The sequence below is a fragment of the Methylobacterium sp. FW306-05-D genome, from assembly GCF_058782155.1.
Map to the genome: position 1 here is coordinate 43693 of NZ_JBYSXL010000002.1, position 17470 is coordinate 61162.

Sequence of the window (17470 nt, forward strand, 5' to 3'; positions counted from 1 at the left end):
CCGCAGCGCCGGGACGCTCAGTGTGCCCGGGCGATGCAGAAGTCGACGACCTGCAGCAGGGCGTGCTTCATCGGGCTGGCCGGGAACGCCTTGAGAGCGTCCCGGGCGCGATCGCCGTAGAGTCGAGCCCGGGCCATCGTCTCCTCGAGCGCCCCATGCTTCCGCAGGATCGCGCGCGCAGTGTCGAGGTCGGCATCCGTGACCTCGCCGAGTTCGAGGGTACGTTTCCAGAAGGCCCGCTCGCCGCCCGTGGCGCGCCGCACCGCCAGGACGATGGGGAGCGTGATCTTGCCCTCGCGGAAATCGTCGCCGACGTTCTTGCCCAGGGTGTCGCTGGTGCCGCCGTAATCGAGCACGTCGTCGATGAGCTGGAAGGCGATGCCGAGATTCATGCCGTAGGCCCGGCAGGCCGCCTGCTCGGCCTCGCCGCGCTCCGCCAGAACGGGTCCGACCTCGCAGGCGGCGGCGAACAGCTCGGCGGTCTTGGCGCTGATCACCGCGAGGTACTCGTCCTCGCTCGTCCCGGTGTTCTTGGCCGCGGTGAGCTGCATCACCTCGCCCTCGGCGATGATCGTGGCCGCCGCGGACAGGATGTCGAGGGCCTTCAGGGACCCGACCTCGACCATCATGCGGAAGGCCTGGCCGAGGAGGAAATCGCCGACGAGGACGCTGGCCTCGTTGCCCCACTTGATCCGGGCCGCGACCTTGCCGCGTCGCATGTCGCTGCCGTCGACGACGTCGTCGTGCAGCAGCGTCGCCGTGTGCATGAACTCGACGCTGGCGGCGAGCTTCACCGCGCCGTCGCCGGCGTAGTGGCAGAGGTCGGCGGTCGCCAGGGTGAGGATCGGACGCAGGCGCTTCCCGCCGGAGGAGATGAGGTGGTTGGCGACCTCCGGGATCATCTGGACGTCGGAGCCGGTCCGGGACAGGATCGTCGCGTTGACGCGCTCCATCCCCCCGGACACCAGGGCGACGAGGTCGGCCAGGCTCGCCTCCGGATCGGGGCTTCTCTCATCGATCGGAACTACGACGCCCAAGACCTTGAGGCCTCCCGCTTCCCTACGCCAACGTGGCGCAGCCTGATCGGCCGCGTCCGTGACACCCCATCGCATGCGCCCGGGGGCGCTGCAACACGCACCATGCCGCAAGGTATTGCCGACGGCGGCATCCGGATCGATGCCCGGGAGAGGTTGTATGACCGAACTGATCCGCAGCAACGATGTCGTCCTGATCGGCTTCGCGCAGTCGATTCTCGAAGCCGCCGCCATTCCGGCCCTGGTGGCCGACCAGCACATGAGCCTGCTCGAAGGTTCGATCGGCGCCTTCGCAAGACGACTTCTGGTGCCGCACGACCAGGCGATGCAGGCGCGCAGGCTCCTCATCGACGCCGGCCTCGCCCATGAGTTGCGCGATGCCTGAGTGCATCCCCGACCTCTGGCTCGGAGGGCGGCTGCGCCTGCATCAACCCCCGCGCGGCGCCCATCGGGCGGGAACGGACGCGGTGCTGCTGGCGGGCCTCATCGCGCCTGAGCCCGGCGAGGTGGTCTGCGACGTCGGTGCGGCGAGTGGAGCGGTCGGCCTCGCGGTGGCGCTCCGCAGCCCCGGCTGCCGCGCGGTGCTGGTGGAGCGCGATCCCGCGCTGGCCGATTTCGCCCGGCGCAATGCCGAGGAGAACGGCCTCGCCGCCCGCACGACGATCATCGAGGCGGACGTGCTGGCCCCAGGCACGCGACGGCATGCCGCCGGGCTGGCGCCCGGGCTGGCCGACTGCGTCCTAACCAACCCGCCCTTCTTCGAGCCGGGCCAGCACCGATCCTCGCCGGTCGTCGGCAAGGCGAGCGCCCACGACTTCGCGGAAGGCGGCCTGGATGCCTGGCTGCGCACCTGCGTCGACCTGCTGCGTCCGCACGGACGGCTGGGCCTGATTCATCGGGCGGATCATCTGCCCGCCTGTCTCGAAGCCCTGGCCGGACGCTTCGGGGCGGTCTCGGTGCGTCCGGTCCACGCGGACGCGAACCGGCCGGCGATCCGCATCCTGGTCACCGCCGTGAAGGGAAGCCGGGCCCCGTTCGCGCTGCTGCCCCCGCTGGACCTTCACGACGAGGGTGGTCGCTTCACGCCGATCCTGGCGGACCTCAGCGCGGGCCGAGGCTGGATCGGCGCAAAGGCCGATCCAGCCTGAGCACTCCGTCAGTAGAAGGTCCGCACCCGATAGGGACGATGCCAGCCGTAGTGGCGGTGGCCCCAGCCATGATGCCGGCGCCAGTGGTGCCGATGGTGCCAGTGATGGCGGCGATGCCAGTGGCGGCGGTGGTGCCAGTGATGACGATGGTGCCAATGGCGGCGGTGATGCCAGTGGCGCCGGTAGCCGTGCCAACGCGCCTGCGCCAGCAAGGGCGCCTCGGCCTGGGTCGCGGCGGCTGCGACCGGTAGGGGCGCGGCGTTCGCCGTCGCTCCGAAGCCCATCGCACCGGCCAGCATTCCCAGTGCGATAACCATCCAACGCATCACGCGCATGGTCATGTCTCCCTTGCTGCTGCGTGGGCATCCCGAACGCCCACAGCCGCCAAGGTTCGGCGGCGTGAGGCGACAACGACGACGCTGGCAAAATGGTTCGTCCCGCCCCACCTCAGCGCTCGGAACGGCCGGCCCGGCCGTCTCGGCTGGCGCGTGGTGCCGCCCCCTCCCCTCGAACCCGAGTCGCGACAGCATGCCAGTTTCCCTGCCGGGTCCCCTGCGCGCGCTTCTGCCCCGGCGCTGGCGCCGGGAGGTTCCGCGCGTCGCCGTCCTGCGTCTCAGCGGCGCGATCGGCGCGGTGTCGCCCTTCCGGGCGGGCCTCTCGATCGGTGGTCTGGCGAGCAGCCTGGAGCGGGCCTTCGCGACGCCCGGCATCTCGGCGGTGGCGCTGGTCATCAATTCGCCCGGCGGCGCCCCCGCCCAGTCGCACCTGATCCACCAGCGCATCCGCGCGCTGGCAAGCGAGAAGAAGCTACCCGTCCTCGCCTTCGTGGAGGATGTGGCGGCCTCGGGCGGCTACATGATCGCCTGCGCGGCGGACGAGATCATCGCCGATCCCATGTCCCTCGTCGGATCGATCGGAGTCGTCTCGGCAGGCTTCGGCTTCGATCGGCTGATCGAGCGCATCGGCATCGACCGCCGGGTTCATACCCAGGGCGAGGCGAAGGGGATGCTCGATCCCTTCCGGCCGGAGGACCCCGCCGATGTGGAGCGTCTGAAGGCCATCCAGGCCGATGTGCAGAAACTGTTCACGGCCCTCGTCGGGTCGCGCCGTCCGAAGCTCGCGCCGAACGGCGAGAATCTCTTCACCGGAGCGGTCTGGACGGGGCAGCAGGCACTGCCGCTCGGGCTGGTGGATGCGCTGGGCGACGCCCGCTCGACCCTGCGGGCGCGCTACGGCGAGAAGGTGGACCTCGTCTTCATCGCCGAGAAGAAGGGTTCGCTCGTGGCTCGCCTGCTCCGGCGCTCCGCGCCGGGCAGCAGCGTCGTGGGCGAAGTCATGGCGGCGATCGAGGATCGCGCCGCTTTCGCCCGTTACGGGTTGTAGGGCCTCAGCGCTTGCAGGCCTCGGTGCCGTAACCGGCATAGACCACCCGGACCTTCCGGGTGCAGGTCTCCGCTGCGACGGGCGCCGGCACGGCCGAGACCTCGATCGGTGTAACGGCGGCCGGCATCGTCACGGCATCGGAATATTCGGCCGTAGCGAGGGCGTTCGAGGCCGAGATCACCATCGGCGTGGCGACCAGGGACGTTGCGACGAGGGCGGCGAAGACTGCAAAAGACGAGCGCATGGCGCGATGATCCAATTGTCGACCGCCCTGGAGGGCGGCGAGAACCCCTTGATTGCCCGATAAACTTGGCAGCAAGCGAGACCGTTCCATCGCTATGACGGATCGTGGCAGAATTGTGTGCGTCGGCGCACGCCTATCGTCCCGTCCCGTCGCTTGACACGGGGGAGCCGCCTCTTAAACGCTGGCCGCCCCTCCACGGACCGGAAATTCCATGTCGAGCGCCGTCGATCTCGCGCCCAAAACGTCGTTCCAGGGCCTGATCCTGACCCTGCAGCGCTTCTGGGCGGCGCAGGGCTGCGTCATCCTGCAGCCCTACGACATGGAAGTCGGCGCCGGCACCTTTCATCCGGCCACCACCCTGCGAGCCCTCGGTCCGAAGCCCTGGAAGGCCGCCTATGTCCAGCCGTCGCGCCGCCCGAAGGACGGCCGCTACGGCGAGAATCCGAACCGGCTACAGCACTATTACCAGTTCCAGGTGATCCTGAAGCCGAACCCGCCCAACCTTCAGGAGCTCTACCTCGCCTCCCTCGACGCCATCGGCGTCGACCTGAAGCTGCACGACATCCGCTTCGTCGAGGACGACTGGGAGAGCCCGACGCTCGGCGCCTGGGGCCTCGGCTGGGAATGCTGGTGCGACGGCATGGAAGTGAGCCAGTTCACCTACTTCCAGCAGGTCGCCGGCTTCGAGTGCGCCCCGGTCGCGGGCGAACTGACCTACGGGCTCGAGCGGCTGGCGATGTATGTCCAGGGCGTCGAGAACGTCTACGACCTGAACTTCAACGGCGGCACCGGCGAGGACCGCGTCTCCTACGGCGACGTCTTCCTGCAGTCCGAGCAGGAATATTCGCGGCACAACTTCGAGGCGGCCGACACCGCGATGCTGTTCCGCCAATTCACCGACGCGGAGAAGGCCTGCCGGACCTACCTCGACGCGGGCGCGCCCGTGGACGAGGCCGGCCGGCACCGGATGGCGCAGCCGGCCTACGACCAGTGCATCAAGGCGAGCCACGTCTTCAACCTGCTCGACGCCCGCGGCGTCATCTCGGTGACCGAGCGCCAGAGCTACATCCTGCGGGTGCGCGAACTCGCGAAGGCCTGCGGGGCGGCGTACCTGCGCACGGCGGGGGGCGGCGCGGCCTGATCCGCCTCGCCGACCGCGCCTCGCCAACCCGAACACCCTTTCTGGACGCCGCCTGATCCCATGCCCGACCTCCTCCTCGAACTCCGCTCCGAAGAGATTCCCGCCCGCATGCAGCGGCGCGCGGCCGACGACCTGAAGAAGCTCGTCACCGACGCCCTGGTCGAGCGCGGCTTCCTCTACGAGGGCGCCAAGGCCTTCGCGACACCGCGCCGCCTGGCCCTGCACGTGGCCGGACTGCCGCCGCGCGGCAAGGACGTGCGCGAGGAGCGGAAGGGTCCGCGCGTCGGAGCGCCGGAGGGCGCGGTCCAGGGCTTCCTGAAGAGCGCCGGGTTGGCGAGCCTCGATCAGGCTACCATCGTCACGGACCCGAAGAAGGGCGAGTTCTACGTGGCGGTGATCGAGCGGCCGGGCCGCGAGACCCTCGAGGTCCTGGCGGAGATCCTGCCGCAGATCATCCGCAGTTTCCCGTGGCCGAAATCCATGCGCTGGGGCAAGGCCTCGGCGCAGCCGGGCGCCCTGCGCTGGGTGCGCCCGCTGCAATCCATCGTGGCCACCTTCGGGCCTGAGACCGAGACGCCGGACGTGGTCCCGTTCGCGGTGGACGGGATCGCGGCCGGGACCGCCACCTACGGCCACCGCTTCCTGGCGCCCGAGGCCATCGAGGTCCGGCGCTTCGACGATTATGTCCAGGCCCTGGAGCGCGCGAAGGTCGTGCTCGACGTGGAGCGGCGCAAGGACATCATCCTGCACGACGCCCGCGACCTCGCCTTCGCGCGCGGCCTCGAACTCGTCGAGGACGACGGCCTGCTGGAGGAGGTTGCCGGCCTCGTCGAATGGCCCGTGGTGCTGCTGGGCTCCTTCGACGAAGCCTTCCTCGACATCCCGGCCGAAGCGATCCGCGCCACCATCCGGGCCAACCAGAAGTGCTTCGTCCTGCGCCAGGCGGGTACCGACGCCCTGGCGCCGGCCTTCGTCCTCACGTCGAATCTCATCGCCAGCGACGGCGGCCTCGCCATCACCGCCGGCAACGAGCGCGTGGTCCGCGCACGGCTGTCGGACGCCAAGTTCTTCTGGGAGACCGACAAGGCGATCCGCCTGGAGGACCGGCTGCCGAAGCTCGACAGCATCGTGTTTCATGAAAAGCTCGGCACGCAGGGCGCGCGGGTGCAACGCATCGCGGCCCTGGCCCGCGAGCTCGCGCCCCTGGTCGGCGCCGACCCGGATCTGGCCGAGCGTGCGGCGACGCTCGCCAAGGCCGACCTCGTCACCGAAATGGTCGGCGAGTTTCCAGAACTCCAGGGCCTGATGGGGCGCAAATACGCGGCGCTTCAGGGCGAGACTTCGAGCGTCGCGGCGGCGGTCGAGGACCATTACAAGCCGGTTGGTCCCTCCGACCGGGTGCCCACCGATCCCGTCGCCGTCGCCGTGGCGCTCGCCGACAAGTTCGACACCCTCGTGGGGTTCTGGTCCATCGACGAGAAGCCGACCGGCAGCAAGGACCCCTACGCCCTGCGCCGCGCAGCCCTCGGGGTGATCCGGCTGCTGATCGAGAACACCGTCAAGCTGTCGCTGCTTCGCGACGGCTATCAGGCGGCCGCCGACGGCCATGCGAATTACGGCGGTACGGCGAGCGCCGACGGGAGCACCGGGGACGTGGATGCCGCGAGCCTCCTCGCCTTCTTCGCCGACCGGCTGAAGGTCTACCTGCGCGACAAGGGCGCCCGGCACGACCTCATCGACGCCGTCTTCGCCCTGCCCGGCCAGGACGACCTGCTGATGGTGGTGCGCCGCGTGGAGGCCCTGGGCACCTTCCTCGAGACGGACGACGGCAAGAATCTGCTGGCGGGCTACAAGCGTGCCGCCAACATCCTGCGCATCGAGGAGAAGAAGGACGGCCGCGCCTACGACGCCGCGCCGGACGCGGACCTAGCCGCCCGCGGCGAGCCCGAGGAGCGGGCGCTCGCCGAGGCCCTGGCAGCGGCGCGCCAGACCGCGTCGGCCGCGGTGGCGGCGGAGGATTTCGCCGGCGCCATGCAGGCCCTCTCGACGCTGCGCGCGCCGGTGGATGCGTTCTTCGAGCGGGTCACCGTGAACGCCGACGACCCGGCCCTGCGCCAGAACCGCCTCGCCCTGCTCAACGCCCTGCGGGCGGCGACCCGTGAGGTCGCGGACTTCTCGCGCATCGAGGGCTGAGCGGGGCGCCCGCCGGGGCTCATGCCTCGGCCAGGAACCGCGTCCGGGCGGCGCGGATCGCGGGATGGTTTCGTTCCGCCCAGGCGACCAGCGTCGCCAGGGGGCCGAGCAGCGACCCGCCCAGCGGCGTGAGGCCGTATTCCACGCTCGGCGGGCTCGTCGGATAGACGCGGCGGGTCACCAGTCCGTCGCGCTCGAGGTCGCGCAGGGATTGCGTCAGCATCCGCTTCGAGATGTCGGGGATCGCCCGGTGAATCGCCCCGAACCGGCGGGTGCCGCCGGACAGCAGGACGATGATCAGCGTGGTCCACTTGTCCCCGAGGTGATCCAACACGTCGCGGACCGGACAGTGATGCGGTTCGAGGCCGGACTCCTGCCAAGCCGCGAACCGATCGGAAAGGTCCCCGGCCGCCGCGAGGTGGGCGTCTTCGGTCATGGCGGGTTCCCTTCGGGTAACCTGGGATCGAAAACCTGCCGCCTTACGGGGCATTCCAGTCTCTTTTATAGACCTCGTCTGGGTTTAGAACCACAGGAAGGTCGAGACATGTCCGAGATCACGTCCGCAAAGCTCTTCGTCACCGGCGCGAGCGGTCAGCTCGGGCGCCTCGTCGTCGCGGCGCTCCTCCGCCGGGTGCCGGCGGCGCAGATCGTGGCCGGGGTTCGCGACACCGAGGCCTCCGCGGCGCGGGATCTGCGCGCCCAGGGCGTCGCGGTCCGCCGTGCCGACTACGCACGCCCCGAGACCCTGGCGGAGGCCTTCGCGGGCATCGACCGACTGCTGCTGATCTCCTCCAGCGAGGTCGGCCAGCGCGTGCCTCAGCATCGCAACGTCATCGAAGCGGCCGGCCGCGCCGGTATCGGGCTGATCGCCTACACGAGCCTGCTGCACGCCGACACCTCGCCCCTCGGCCTCGCCGAGGAGCATCGCGCCACGGAGGCGATCCTGGCTCAATCCGGTCTGCCGACCGTGATCCTCCGCAACGGCTGGTACACCGAGAACTACACGGCTTCCCTGCCCCAGGCCCTCGCCCACGGAGTGATGCTGGGCAGCGCGGGCGAGGGCCGGATCGCCGGCGCCGCCCGCGCCGATTACGCGGAAGCCGCGGCGGCCGTGCTCGCCGCCGAGGCGCCGGTCTGGCGCATCCACGAACTGGCGGGAGACGAGGCCTATACCCTCGCGGACTTCGCTAGCGAAGCCGCCCGCGCCTCCAGCCGGCCCATCCACTATCAGGACCTGCCGCCCGCGGAGTACCGGGCGGCGCTCCTCGGCGCGGGCCTGCCGGAGGGCGTGGCGAGCCTCCTGGCGGATTCTGATGCGGGAGCCGCCCGCGGTGCCCTGTTCGATGACGGCCGCGCCCTGCGCACCCTGATCGGCCGGCCGACGACGCCACTGGCGGCCGTCATCGCCGATGCCCTGAGGTGAGGTCTTCGCGGACCCGGTGCGAGACTTCCGCAGATGAAATCCGAGCAGCGGGTGAATTCGCGAGTTTCGAGCAGGATCAAGCGGAACGGTTTCGCTCGGGTCGCCGTTGGGGCAGCAGATTTTCCTCAAGGGAGATGTTCATGCGCAACCCCATCATCGCCGCGTTGACTCTGGCAACGCTGTTCGGCGCTTCGGCCGTCCAGGCCGAGACCACGATCATTCGCCGCGATGCGCCCGACACCGTCGTCGTCGACCGCCCGTCCACCGAGAGCCGCACGGTCGAGCGCCGCGAGTCCAGCGACGGTTGCTCCTCCAAGACGGTGACCAAGGAGAACGACCTCGGCGACCGCAAGACGGTGACCAAGGAGAGCTGCGACTGACGCCAGCCGTCCGACCTACGGAGGTTAACCGTGCCCGCTCCGGTCCCACCGGGGCGGGCTTTCGCGTCTCAGAGGGCCTTTACGTAGCGCCAGGCTTCCATGCCGTCCTCGTAATAGTCGGGGATGACGGCGAAGCGCGTGTAGCCGCGCCGCTCGTAGAGCCGGATGCCGGCGCCGTTATCGGCGCGGACTTCGAGCCGGAGGCGGGTGCAGCCATGGGCCCGCGCATCGGCTTCGGCCGCATCCAGCACGAGGCTGCCGAGGCCGAGGCCGGCGCGGGCCGGAGACACCGCGATGGAGGACAGCCGCGCGCTGCGGCTGCCGCGTCGGCGCTCCAGCGTTGCGGAGCCGACGAGGGTCGCCTGCCCCGCCTCGTCGCCGATGATCGCCACCAGGAGCGACATGCTCGGAGACCGGATCGCGTGGCGGATCGCCCGTCGCTCGGCGCGGTCGCTGACGAAGGCGGCATGTTCGAGGGCCACCAGCGCATCGAGATCCTCCGGCGTCGCGGGTCGGATCTCTACCAGCGGCGCCGAAGCGGTCTTGATCGAGGGCGCGCTCACTGGGCGGTCCAGGGATAGGTCCAGGTCTCCGAGAGGGTGCGGCCGGACGCGCGCAGGAAGAGGCGCAGGTCGGCGGACTGACCCGGAACCTCGAGGGTGACGTCGAAAGCCGCCCGGAGACCCTCGATGTGCGCGTTGGGCGCCACCGAGGTCGCGCCGATGCGCCCGACCGAGGTGCTCGCCACCACCTCCACCCGGCTCGGATCGGCCAGGTAGTAGCCGAGGTCGCCGCCGGTGAAATCCACCAGGAAGCGCCGGGTCAGGCCACCCTTGGCCTCCTCGGCCTTGGCGGTGCCGCTCGCCACCGGGGCGACGCTGAAGGTGTTCACCACCCGTCCGCCGGGATGCAGCGCCGCGCCGCCGACCGCGCGCACGCGGTAGGACAGGTTCACCGGAGTCCCCGCCGGGTAGGCCCGCGCCGGCCGCCAGCAGGCCACGATGTTGTCGTTGGTCTCGGTGTCGGTGGGCAATTCCATCAGCATCACCGCGCCCTCGCCCCAGGCGCCGTCCGGCTCGACGAAGTAGCCGGGCCGGCGGTCGTAGGACGCTTCGAGATCCTGGTAGCTCTCGAAGTGCCGGTCGCGCTGCATCAGGCCGAAGCCCTTCGGGTCGCGGTCGGCGAAGGACGAGATGCGTCGGTCGCGCGGGTTGTGCAGGGGGCGCCACAGCCATTCGCCGCTGCCGGCCGCCATCTGGAGCCCGTCGGTATCGTGCAGTTCGGGCCGGTAGTCGTCGGCGTGCCGACGGTCGTTCTCGCCGATGAAGTACATCGAGGTCAGGGGCGCGAGCCCCACCGTCGCGAGGTCCACCCGCGGGATCAGGGTCGCGCGCACCGCCACGCCGGTCTCGTCGCCCGGCGTCACGGTGAACTGGTAGGCGCCGGTGAGCGAGGGGCCGTCGAGCAGCGCGTAGATCGTGAGGGGGGCGTCCGCCTGCTCCGGCACGCCGACCCAGAACTCGCGGAAGACCGGGAACTCCTCCGGGCCGCGCTGCCCCTCGACGTCGACGGCGATGCCCCGCGCCGAGAGGCCGTAGAGCTGGTCGCGCCCGAGGAAGCGATAGTAGCTGGCGCCCAGGAAGACGATCAGTTCGTCGAGGAGGTTCGGCTTGTTGAGCGGGGCGTGGATGCGCAGGCCTGCGAATCCGAGATCGACGGGCAGCGCCCTGTCGAGTTTCGTCCGCCCCATGTCGTAGAGGCTCGACTGGTAGGCGATCGGGGTCGCTACGCCGCCGCGCACGAGGTTCACCGTCACCGGGCGGGTATAGAGGAAGCCGAGGTGGAAGAGCTGGAGCCGGAACGGGCTTCCCTCGCCGAGGAAGGCCTTGTCGGGCTTGAAGCGGATGTCGCGCCAGGCATCGTAATCGAGCTTGGCGATCGGCGCCGGCAGCGCCGGAACGCGCGGATCGTACGCGACCTTCGCCAGATCCTGCGCCCGGCGCTCCACGTCGGCGAAGCCGAACGGGGTGTCCGGCCGGCCGTCGCGACGCTGCCCCCGGGCCGCGCCGGTCGACGCCAGGATCGTCGTGACGGCAAGTCCCTGGACGATTCTGCGCCGGTTGGGTTCTGACATCGTCCTGCGATCCGGTGCGGCTGGAAGGAAAACCGTGCGCTTGATGACCGGTCCGCACCCGCTTGGGAAGGGCCCATTACAGACCGGGACACCGCCTGCGAGGCCTTTGCGCAACAGTGCCGGTGATGACGGGGAAATCGAGGGAAACATCACGGTTTTCCCTTGTCGCCAGAACAGCCTGAACGTATATGCGCCTTGCCCAATTTCGCACGTGCCTGTGGCCGCGTGTCGGTTGGTGGGCATCCGGCCAACTGCCGGACAGCCGCCAGGGGTCTTAAAGGATCGATGGTCGCCAGGGTGGATTCCCTCCGGCCGGCATCCAGGTGGCGACACCGGACCCCGACAACAACCGGCAGCCGGAGGCGAAACCGGCGAACCCCGCTCTCCACGGGGGACGCAGCTTAAAGCAACGACGAACGGGCTTTTTTGGTCTCGTCGGCCCTCCAAAGGCCGGCACCGAAGAGGCTTGTTTCTCTTTGCCCGGCGTGCGGTGGGGTTCCCCTTCCAATCCAAGGCAGGTTCCGGGTGCTCTCGCGCCTGCGATGCCCTCGCGTGTCTCCAAAGCACGCGGCGCGTCGCGTCGCAGCGCCCCCAGACGCCGGACGGCATCCTGTCGTCCTGACATTCGACAGCGCGCCCCGTGAGGGCGCTCGCGAACCTGTGGGTTGGAACGACCATGACCGATCGTATCCGCGATTTCCTGCGCGCACGCCGCGACATGGGCCAGGACGAGGGCCCGGTGATGGTGCTCGACCTCGAGGTCGTGCGGGACAACTACACGGCCTTCGCCCGTGCCCTCCCCGATACCCGCGTGTTCTATGCCGTGAAGGCGAACCCGGCTCCGGAGGTGCTGCGCCTCCTCGCCGAGATGGGCTCCTGCTTCGACACCGCCTCGGTGGTCGAGGTCGAAATGGCGCTCGCCGCCGGTGCCACCGCCGACCGCGTCTCCTTCGGCAACACCATCAAGAAGGAGCGCTGCATCGGCCGCGCCCTCAAGCTCGGCGTGCGCCTGTTCGCCGTCGACTGCGAGGCCGAGGTCGAGAAGATCGCCCGCGCGGCCGAGGCCGCCGGGGTCGAGGCGACCGACGTGCAGGTGTTCTGCCGCATCCTCTGCGACGGGGCCGGCGCCGAGTGGCCGCTCTCCCGCAAGTTCGGCTGCGTGCCGGAGATGGCCGTCGACGTGCTGGAGCACGCCTACCGCCACGGCCTGACCGCCTACGGCGTCTCGTTCCACGTCGGTTCGCAGCAGGGCAACACCGGTGCCTGGGACGGCGCGCTCGCCTCCGCGGCGATGATCTTCGCGGAATGCGCCCAGCGCGGCATCAGCCTGCAGATGGTCAATCTCGGCGGCGGTTTTCCGACCAAGTACCTCAAGGCGGTGCCGGGCGTGGAATCCTACGGCGACGCGATCTTCCGCGCACTGACCAAGCACTTCGGCAACCGCATGCCGGAGACCATCATCGAGCCGGGCCGCGGCATGGTCGGCAATGCCGGCGTGATCGAGGCCGAGGTGGTGCTGGTCTCGCGCAAGTCCGACGCGGAGGACGAGGTGCGCTGGGTCTATCTCGACATCGGAAAGTTCGGCGGCCTCGCCGAGACCATGGACGAGTCGATCCGCTACGCGATCCGCACCGAGCACGACGAGGACCGCATGGCCCCCTGCGTGCTCGCCGGCCCGACCTGCGATTCGGCCGACGTGCTCTACGAGAAGGTGCCCTACCCGCTGCCGGTGTCCCTCTCCATCGGCGACAAGGTGATGATCGAGGGCGCCGGCGCCTACACCACCACCTACGCGGCGGTGGCGTTCAACGGCTTCCCGCCCCTTCAGCAATACGTCATCTAAACCTCTTCAAGGTCATGACGCGAAGGCTGGGCACTCCGATCGGGGGCGTCCGGCATCGCAAGCCCCCATCGCCCCGTGCAGCCCGCCTGCACGGATCGTCTCGTCGCCTGCCCAACGTTCGGGAAGGGTGCGGCCTTGGTCCAGATCCGTGATGAAGTCACCGGCGACGTCGTCGCCCGCGAGCATCTCCTCGATGCCTGCCTCGGCGAGGCACGCCGCCTGAAGACGTCCGAGCGCCTGCGCGAGGGCCGGCTTCCGGCCGAGGGCCTGGCCCTCACCGCCGAGCAGGACGGCCGGATCGTCGGCACCTGCCGCCTGTGGCACGTGGAGGCCGGTCCGCGTCGTCCCGCTCTGCTGCTGGGGCCGCTGGCGGTCGACCCTGCGATCCAGGGGCTCGGACTCGGCTCGATCCTGATGCGGGCGGCCCTGCGCCGGGCGGGAATTCTCGGCCACGGCGCGGTGCTGCTGATGGGGGATGCGCCCTATTACGCGCGCTTCGGCTTTTCGGCCGGACTCGCGGAGGGGCTGTTCATGCCCGGCCCCTTCGAGCGGGAGCGTTTTCTGGGACTCGAGCTGCGCCAGGGAACGCTCGCCGGCGCACGCGGCATCCTGCGGGCCACGGGCGCCTGGGACCAGACGGCAGCCCTTGTCGTGGAACCGGCCGTGGCTGCCGAGGCCGATGCGGCGTCCCGACGACGGGTCGCCTGACGATCAGCCCGCCTCAGCGCCTGCGGCCCGGCATGGCCCCTGGTCAGACGTTGGTGTGATGGTCCGCCTTGGCGGCGAGATCGCAGCGGCGCTGGAAGGCGGCATCGTGGCGGCGGGTGACGGCGCGCAGCAGCGAGGCGGCCAAGGTGATGATGCCGGGATCGCGATCGACGGGCTCGTCGACGGGAGCGGCCAAGCGTGAGGTGATGAGGGCGAGCATGGCAAAGGTCCGTGGCGTAGGGTGACGGACGCTTCCTCTCGAAGATCGCTCTTGTCTTGTTCTGTTGCACTGCAATATTGCGATCCCGGGCAGGCCCCGCAACGCTTCGGAATGGGATGATGCCCTGCGTGTAGGGCATGCGCAGGTTCAATCTTCCGTAAGCATTGGTCGCCTGCGCCTATGCGGGACGAGAGGCTGCGGTTGACCGCCGGGTCTGCAAACGTCACTGACCCCGTCGCTTGTTCGTCATTTCCGGCGCCTAAGGCATGCGGTCGCCGTACGACGACAGCAAGACGCGTTTGAGAAGGATTTCCTGCCTATGACCGAAGCCGCTTCCTCCTGGCCCGTCCATGGCCGCATCACCGGCCCCATCGTGATGATCGGCTTCGGCTCCATCGGGCGCGGCACGCTTCCGCTGATCGAGCGTCACTTCGAGTACGACAAGGCGCGCTTCACGGTCATCGAGCCCTCCGACGCGTACAAGTCTCTGGCTGACCAGCACGGCCTGCGCTTCGAGCAGGTGGCGCTGACGAAGGAGAACTATCGCGACGTGCTGACGCCGCTGCTCACCGAGGGCGGCGGACAGGGCTTCTGCGTCAACCTCTCGGTCGACACCTCGTCGCGGGCGATCATGGAACTCTGCCGCGAGCTGGGCGCCTTCTACATCGACACCGTCGCGGAGCCGTGGCCGGGCTTCTACTTCGACAAGAACAAGAGCCAGGGCGACCGCACCAACTACGCGCTGCGTCAGGAGATCCTGGACGCCCGCACTGCCTCGCCCGGCGGCACCACCGCCGTCTCCTGCTGCGGCGCCAATCCCGGCATGGTCTCGTGGTTCGTCAAGCAGGCCCTCCTGAACATCGCCGGTGACCTCGGTCTGAAGACGCCCGAGCCGAAGGACCGCGCCGGCTGGGCCGCGCTCATGCGCCAGGTCGGCGTCAAGGGCGTCCACATCGCCGAGCGCGACACGCAGCGCGCCAAGTCGGCCAAGCCCATGGGCGTGTTCGTGAACACCTGGTCGGTGGAAGGCTTCGTCTCCGAGGGCAACCAGCCGGCCGAACTCGGCTGGGGCACCCACGAGACCTGGATGCCGGAGAACGGCCGCCAGCAGGAGAAGGGCTCGCGCTGCGCGATCTACCTGCTCCAACCCGGCGCCGACACCCGCGTCCGCTCCTGGACGCCCACCGCCCAGTCGCAGTTCGGCTTCCTCGTGACCCACAACGAGGCGGTGTCGATCTCCGACTACTACACGGTGCTGGAGGGCGAGCGCGCTGCCTACCGGCCGACCTGCCACTACGCCTATCATCCGGCCAACGATGCGGTGCTGTCGCTGCACGAGATGTTCGGCAACGGCGGCAAGGTGCAGGAGCAGCACCACATCCTCGATGAGACCGAGATCGTGGACGGCATCGATGAGCTCGGCGTCCTGCTCTACGGGCACGCCAAGAACGCCTACTGGTACGGCTCGCAGCTCTCCATCGAGGAGACCCGCCGGATCGCCCCCTACCAGAACGCCACCGGTCTGCAGGTGACCTCCGCCGTGCTCGCCGGCATGGTCTGGGCGCTCGAGAACCCGGAGGCCGGCATCGTCGAGGCGGACGAGATGGATTTCCGCCGCTGCCTCGAGGTGCAGACCCCCTATCTCGGCCCCGTCATCGGCGTCTACACCGACTGGACCCCGCTGACCGGCCGCCCGGGCCTGTTCCCCGAGGATATCGACGCCAGCGATCCCTGGCAGTTCCGGAACGTGCTCGTGCACGGCTGAGCCAGCGCCCTTCCGCCCTCCCGGCACGGCGGCCCGTGGCGGGGAGGATGCGTGAGGCATCGGAAGGCCGTTGTGCCTGGGACTGACGGACGTCTACGATGGCGGGACGCTGCAAAGCGTCTCGCCGTCTTCGTCTCCAGCCAGGACTGAGTTGCCCGGTGCCCCACTTCGAAGATTTCTATGCCAACAAGCTGCGCGGCTCGCTCGGGGTGACCGACGCGGAATCCGTCCTCGACCTGCGCGAGACCAATCGCCCGACGGCGGAGGCCTCGCTCGCCGACATGCTGGAACGCAGCCGCTTCGGGAAGGGCAAGACGGTGGCGATCCGCCTGGCCCCGCCCCCCGAGGGCGGCGGCGAGACCCTGTTCCAGCCGATCGGGCGCCTGCTCCTCGACGCCAAGCGCAAGGGGCTCGTCGATCGACTCCAGACCCTGCCGGCCGGCGACGGCCTCGGATTCTACGTGGCACTATCCGGGAAGGCTGCGCGTTCCTCGGACGGATGACGTCACGGGATACCGGGAAACGCCTTGCTGAACCTCGGACACAACACCATCGAGCGCGTCGCTCGGTTCGGCTACGGCGCCCGCGGCATCGTCTATTGCATCATCGGGGGGCTGGCGGTGTTGGCCGCCATCGGCCAGGGCGGTCGCGCCGGCGACAGCGAGAGCGCGCTCCGCTGGGTCCTGGCCGGTCCGTTCGGCGTCGTCCTCGTCGGCCTGATCGCGCTGGGCCTTCTGGGCTTCGCTGTCTGGCGTTTCATCGAGAGCATCACCGATGCCGACCGGCGCGGGACCTCCCTCAAGGGCGTGGTCGTCCGCCTCGCCCACCTGCTGAGTGCCGCGATCTATACCGGCCTCGCCGTCACCGCGGCGAGCCTCGCCCTGGGGCTCGGGCGCAAGGGCGGCGACGCCGCGCAGGACTGGACGGCCTGGCTGCTGGCCAAGCCCTTCGGTCTCTGGCTCGTCGGCCTGATCGGCCTCGGCGTGATGGGCGGCGGCGTCGCCTTCCTGGTCAAGGCGTTCAAGGGCGACGTGACCGATCGCCTGAAGCTCGATGCCGACCATTGCCGATGGGCCAAACCGGTCGGACAGTTCGGCTACGCCGCCCGCGGCGTCGCCTTCCTGATCATCGGCGGGTTCTTCATCGCGGCGGCCTGGTATCAGGCCTCCTCCGAGGTGAAGGGCCTCGCCGGCGCCTTCGCGGCCCTGCGGGCGCAGCCCTACGGCTGGGTCCTGCTCGCCATCGTGGCGGCGGGCCACTTCGCCTTCGGGGCCTTCGGACTGATCCAGGCGCGCTTCCGGCACATCGATGCGCCGGATATCGACCAGACCGACGCCGCCGTCGCGGCCGCCCTGCGATCCGTGCGCTGACGCGGAAAAGGAACAAAAGCGGATATCGGTCGATTGAGGCCCTGATCTCGGGTCCTGGGGCGGTGGAGGCTGTCCACCGGAGCCGGACCCGCAAGAGGGGGGAAGACATCATGCCTATTCGCACGCACATCTTGGCCGGCGGCCTCGTCGCCGTGAGCCTCGGCCTCGCCGCGGCGCCCGCTGTCGCTCAAGGGATCTCGATCGGACCCGGCGGCGTTCAGGTCGACCCCGGCTATCGCCGCGGCTTCGACGATCGCGGCCCGCCGCGCAGCGAATTGACCCGGGGCGAAGCGGCGCGCATCGCCCGCCGCGAGGGCCTCGTCGACGTCGACGGCGTCGACCGGCGTGGACCGCGCCTCATCGTCCGGGGCTCGGACCGTCGCGGCGACGACATCACCGTCGTGCTCGACAGCCGCTCGGGCGACGTCCTCGACGTCCGTCGCTGACACCGTATACGACGGGAAATACCGTGTGTCTGGAGGCC

At 69.7% G+C, this 17470-nt stretch carries 20 protein-coding genes; 13 read left to right on the forward strand and 7 right to left on the reverse strand.

Annotated elements, in window-relative coordinates; all coding sequences use genetic code 11:
* Window positions 1-17: 17 nt before the first annotated feature.
* Window positions 18-1037 (reverse strand): polyprenyl synthetase family protein, encoded by a 1020-nt coding sequence (locus tag AC3WLN_RS01335; protein ID WP_492479067.1) that lies wholly within the window; start codon window positions 1035-1037, stop codon window positions 18-20.
* Between the two features lie 157 nt (window positions 1038-1194).
* Between AC3WLN_RS01335 and AC3WLN_RS01340 the strand changes: the two genes are divergently transcribed.
* Together AC3WLN_RS01340 and AC3WLN_RS01345 are read left to right on the forward strand one after the other, a co-directional pair.
* Window positions 1195-1419 (forward strand): putative signal transducing protein, encoded by a 225-nt coding sequence (locus AC3WLN_RS01340; protein ID WP_492479068.1) that lies wholly within the window; start codon window positions 1195-1197, stop codon window positions 1417-1419.
* Complete coding sequence (locus AC3WLN_RS01345; protein ID WP_492479070.1) at window positions 1412-2182, forward strand: tRNA1(Val) (adenine(37)-N6)-methyltransferase; 771 nt, start codon at window positions 1412-1414, stop codon at window positions 2180-2182. Before AC3WLN_RS01340 ends, AC3WLN_RS01345 begins: the two co-directional genes overlap by 8 nt.
* A gap of 8 nt (window positions 2183-2190) precedes the next feature.
* Here AC3WLN_RS01345 and AC3WLN_RS01350 read toward each other — a convergent pair whose 3' ends face one another.
* Window positions 2191-2499, reverse strand: coding sequence for a hypothetical protein (locus AC3WLN_RS01350; protein ID WP_492479071.1), 309 nt, complete (start codon window positions 2497-2499; stop codon window positions 2191-2193).
* A 211-nt stretch (window positions 2500-2710) separates the two neighbouring features.
* Between AC3WLN_RS01350 and AC3WLN_RS01355 the strand changes: the two genes are divergently transcribed.
* Window positions 2711-3565: a S49 family peptidase gene (locus AC3WLN_RS01355; protein ID WP_492479072.1), complete on the forward strand. Its 855-nt coding sequence runs from the start codon at window positions 2711-2713 to the stop codon at window positions 3563-3565.
* Window positions 3566-3569: 4 nt separating this feature from the next.
* On the opposite strand, the gene AC3WLN_RS01360 is transcribed toward AC3WLN_RS01355, so the two are convergent.
* Window positions 3570-3809, reverse strand: coding sequence for a hypothetical protein (locus tag AC3WLN_RS01360; RefSeq protein WP_463769599.1), 240 nt, complete (start codon window positions 3807-3809; stop codon window positions 3570-3572).
* A 211-nt stretch (window positions 3810-4020) separates the two neighbouring features.
* Between AC3WLN_RS01360 and AC3WLN_RS01365 the strand changes: the two genes are divergently transcribed.
* Window positions 4021-4950, forward strand: a complete 930-nt coding sequence (locus tag AC3WLN_RS01365; RefSeq protein WP_492479073.1) for a glycine--tRNA ligase subunit alpha — start codon at window positions 4021-4023, stop codon at window positions 4948-4950.
* A 60-nt stretch (window positions 4951-5010) separates the two neighbouring features.
* On the forward strand, window positions 5011-7143 hold the full coding sequence (gene glyS, locus AC3WLN_RS01370) for a glycine--tRNA ligase subunit beta (protein WP_492479074.1): 2133 nt from the start codon (window positions 5011-5013) through the stop codon (window positions 7141-7143).
* Between the two features lie 19 nt (window positions 7144-7162).
* Here glyS and AC3WLN_RS01375 read toward each other — a convergent pair whose 3' ends face one another.
* Window positions 7163-7579, reverse strand: coding sequence for a winged helix-turn-helix transcriptional regulator (locus AC3WLN_RS01375; RefSeq protein WP_492479076.1), 417 nt, complete (start codon window positions 7577-7579; stop codon window positions 7163-7165).
* A gap of 108 nt (window positions 7580-7687) precedes the next feature.
* Here AC3WLN_RS01375 and AC3WLN_RS01380 point away from each other — a divergent pair, with 108 nt between their 5' ends.
* On the forward strand, window positions 7688-8566 hold the full coding sequence (locus AC3WLN_RS01380; RefSeq protein ID WP_492479077.1) for an SDR family oxidoreductase: 879 nt from the start codon (window positions 7688-7690) through the stop codon (window positions 8564-8566).
* A gap of 140 nt (window positions 8567-8706) precedes the next feature.
* On the forward strand, window positions 8707-8946 hold the full coding sequence (locus tag AC3WLN_RS01385) for a hypothetical protein (RefSeq protein ID WP_492479078.1): 240 nt from the start codon (window positions 8707-8709) through the stop codon (window positions 8944-8946).
* Between the two features lie 68 nt (window positions 8947-9014).
* Here the strand turns inward: AC3WLN_RS01385 and AC3WLN_RS01390 are convergent, their stop codons facing one another.
* Both AC3WLN_RS01390 and AC3WLN_RS01395 read right to left on the reverse strand, forming a co-directional pair.
* On the reverse strand, window positions 9015-9509 hold the full coding sequence (locus tag AC3WLN_RS01390) for a GNAT family N-acetyltransferase (protein ID WP_492479079.1): 495 nt from the start codon (window positions 9507-9509) through the stop codon (window positions 9015-9017).
* On the reverse strand, window positions 9506-11080 hold the full coding sequence (locus AC3WLN_RS01395; RefSeq protein WP_492479080.1) for an OpgD/OpgG family glucan biosynthesis protein: 1575 nt from the start codon (window positions 11078-11080) through the stop codon (window positions 9506-9508). The genes AC3WLN_RS01390 and AC3WLN_RS01395 overlap by 4 nt, the downstream gene beginning before the upstream one ends.
* A gap of 676 nt (window positions 11081-11756) precedes the next feature.
* Here AC3WLN_RS01395 and AC3WLN_RS01400 point away from each other — a divergent pair.
* Together AC3WLN_RS01400 and AC3WLN_RS01405 are read left to right on the forward strand one after the other, a co-directional pair.
* On the forward strand, window positions 11757-12923 hold the full coding sequence (locus AC3WLN_RS01400; protein ID WP_492479082.1) for a type III PLP-dependent enzyme: 1167 nt from the start codon (window positions 11757-11759) through the stop codon (window positions 12921-12923).
* 135 nt (window positions 12924-13058) lie between these two features.
* Window positions 13059-13631, forward strand: a complete 573-nt coding sequence (locus AC3WLN_RS01405; protein ID WP_492479084.1) for a GNAT family N-acetyltransferase — start codon at window positions 13059-13061, stop codon at window positions 13629-13631.
* Between the two features lie 43 nt (window positions 13632-13674).
* Here the strand turns inward: AC3WLN_RS01405 and AC3WLN_RS01410 are convergent, their stop codons facing one another.
* A complete protein-coding gene (locus AC3WLN_RS01410) occupies window positions 13675-13851 on the reverse strand; it encodes a hypothetical protein (RefSeq protein WP_292501913.1) in 177 nt (58 codons plus the stop codon).
* Between the two features lie 319 nt (window positions 13852-14170).
* Between AC3WLN_RS01410 and AC3WLN_RS01415 the strand changes: the two genes are divergently transcribed.
* From AC3WLN_RS01415 to AC3WLN_RS01430, 4 genes are all read left to right on the forward strand, one after another.
* The gene (locus tag AC3WLN_RS01415) at window positions 14171-15616 is read left to right on the forward strand and encodes a homospermidine synthase (protein ID WP_492479085.1); all 1446 of its coding nucleotides are present in this window, start codon (window positions 14171-14173) and stop codon (window positions 15614-15616) included.
* Window positions 15617-15774: 158 nt separating this feature from the next.
* On the forward strand, window positions 15775-16119 hold the full coding sequence (locus AC3WLN_RS01420; RefSeq protein ID WP_103709738.1) for a hypothetical protein: 345 nt from the start codon (window positions 15775-15777) through the stop codon (window positions 16117-16119).
* Between the two features lie 24 nt (window positions 16120-16143).
* Entirely contained in the window at window positions 16144-16986 is an 843-nt protein-coding gene (locus tag AC3WLN_RS01425; RefSeq protein ID WP_492479086.1) for a DUF1206 domain-containing protein, read from the forward strand.
* A gap of 110 nt (window positions 16987-17096) precedes the next feature.
* Complete coding sequence (locus AC3WLN_RS01430) at window positions 17097-17432, forward strand: PepSY domain-containing protein (RefSeq protein WP_492479087.1); 336 nt, start codon at window positions 17097-17099, stop codon at window positions 17430-17432.
* The last annotated feature ends 38 nt before the right edge of the window (window positions 17433-17470 follow it).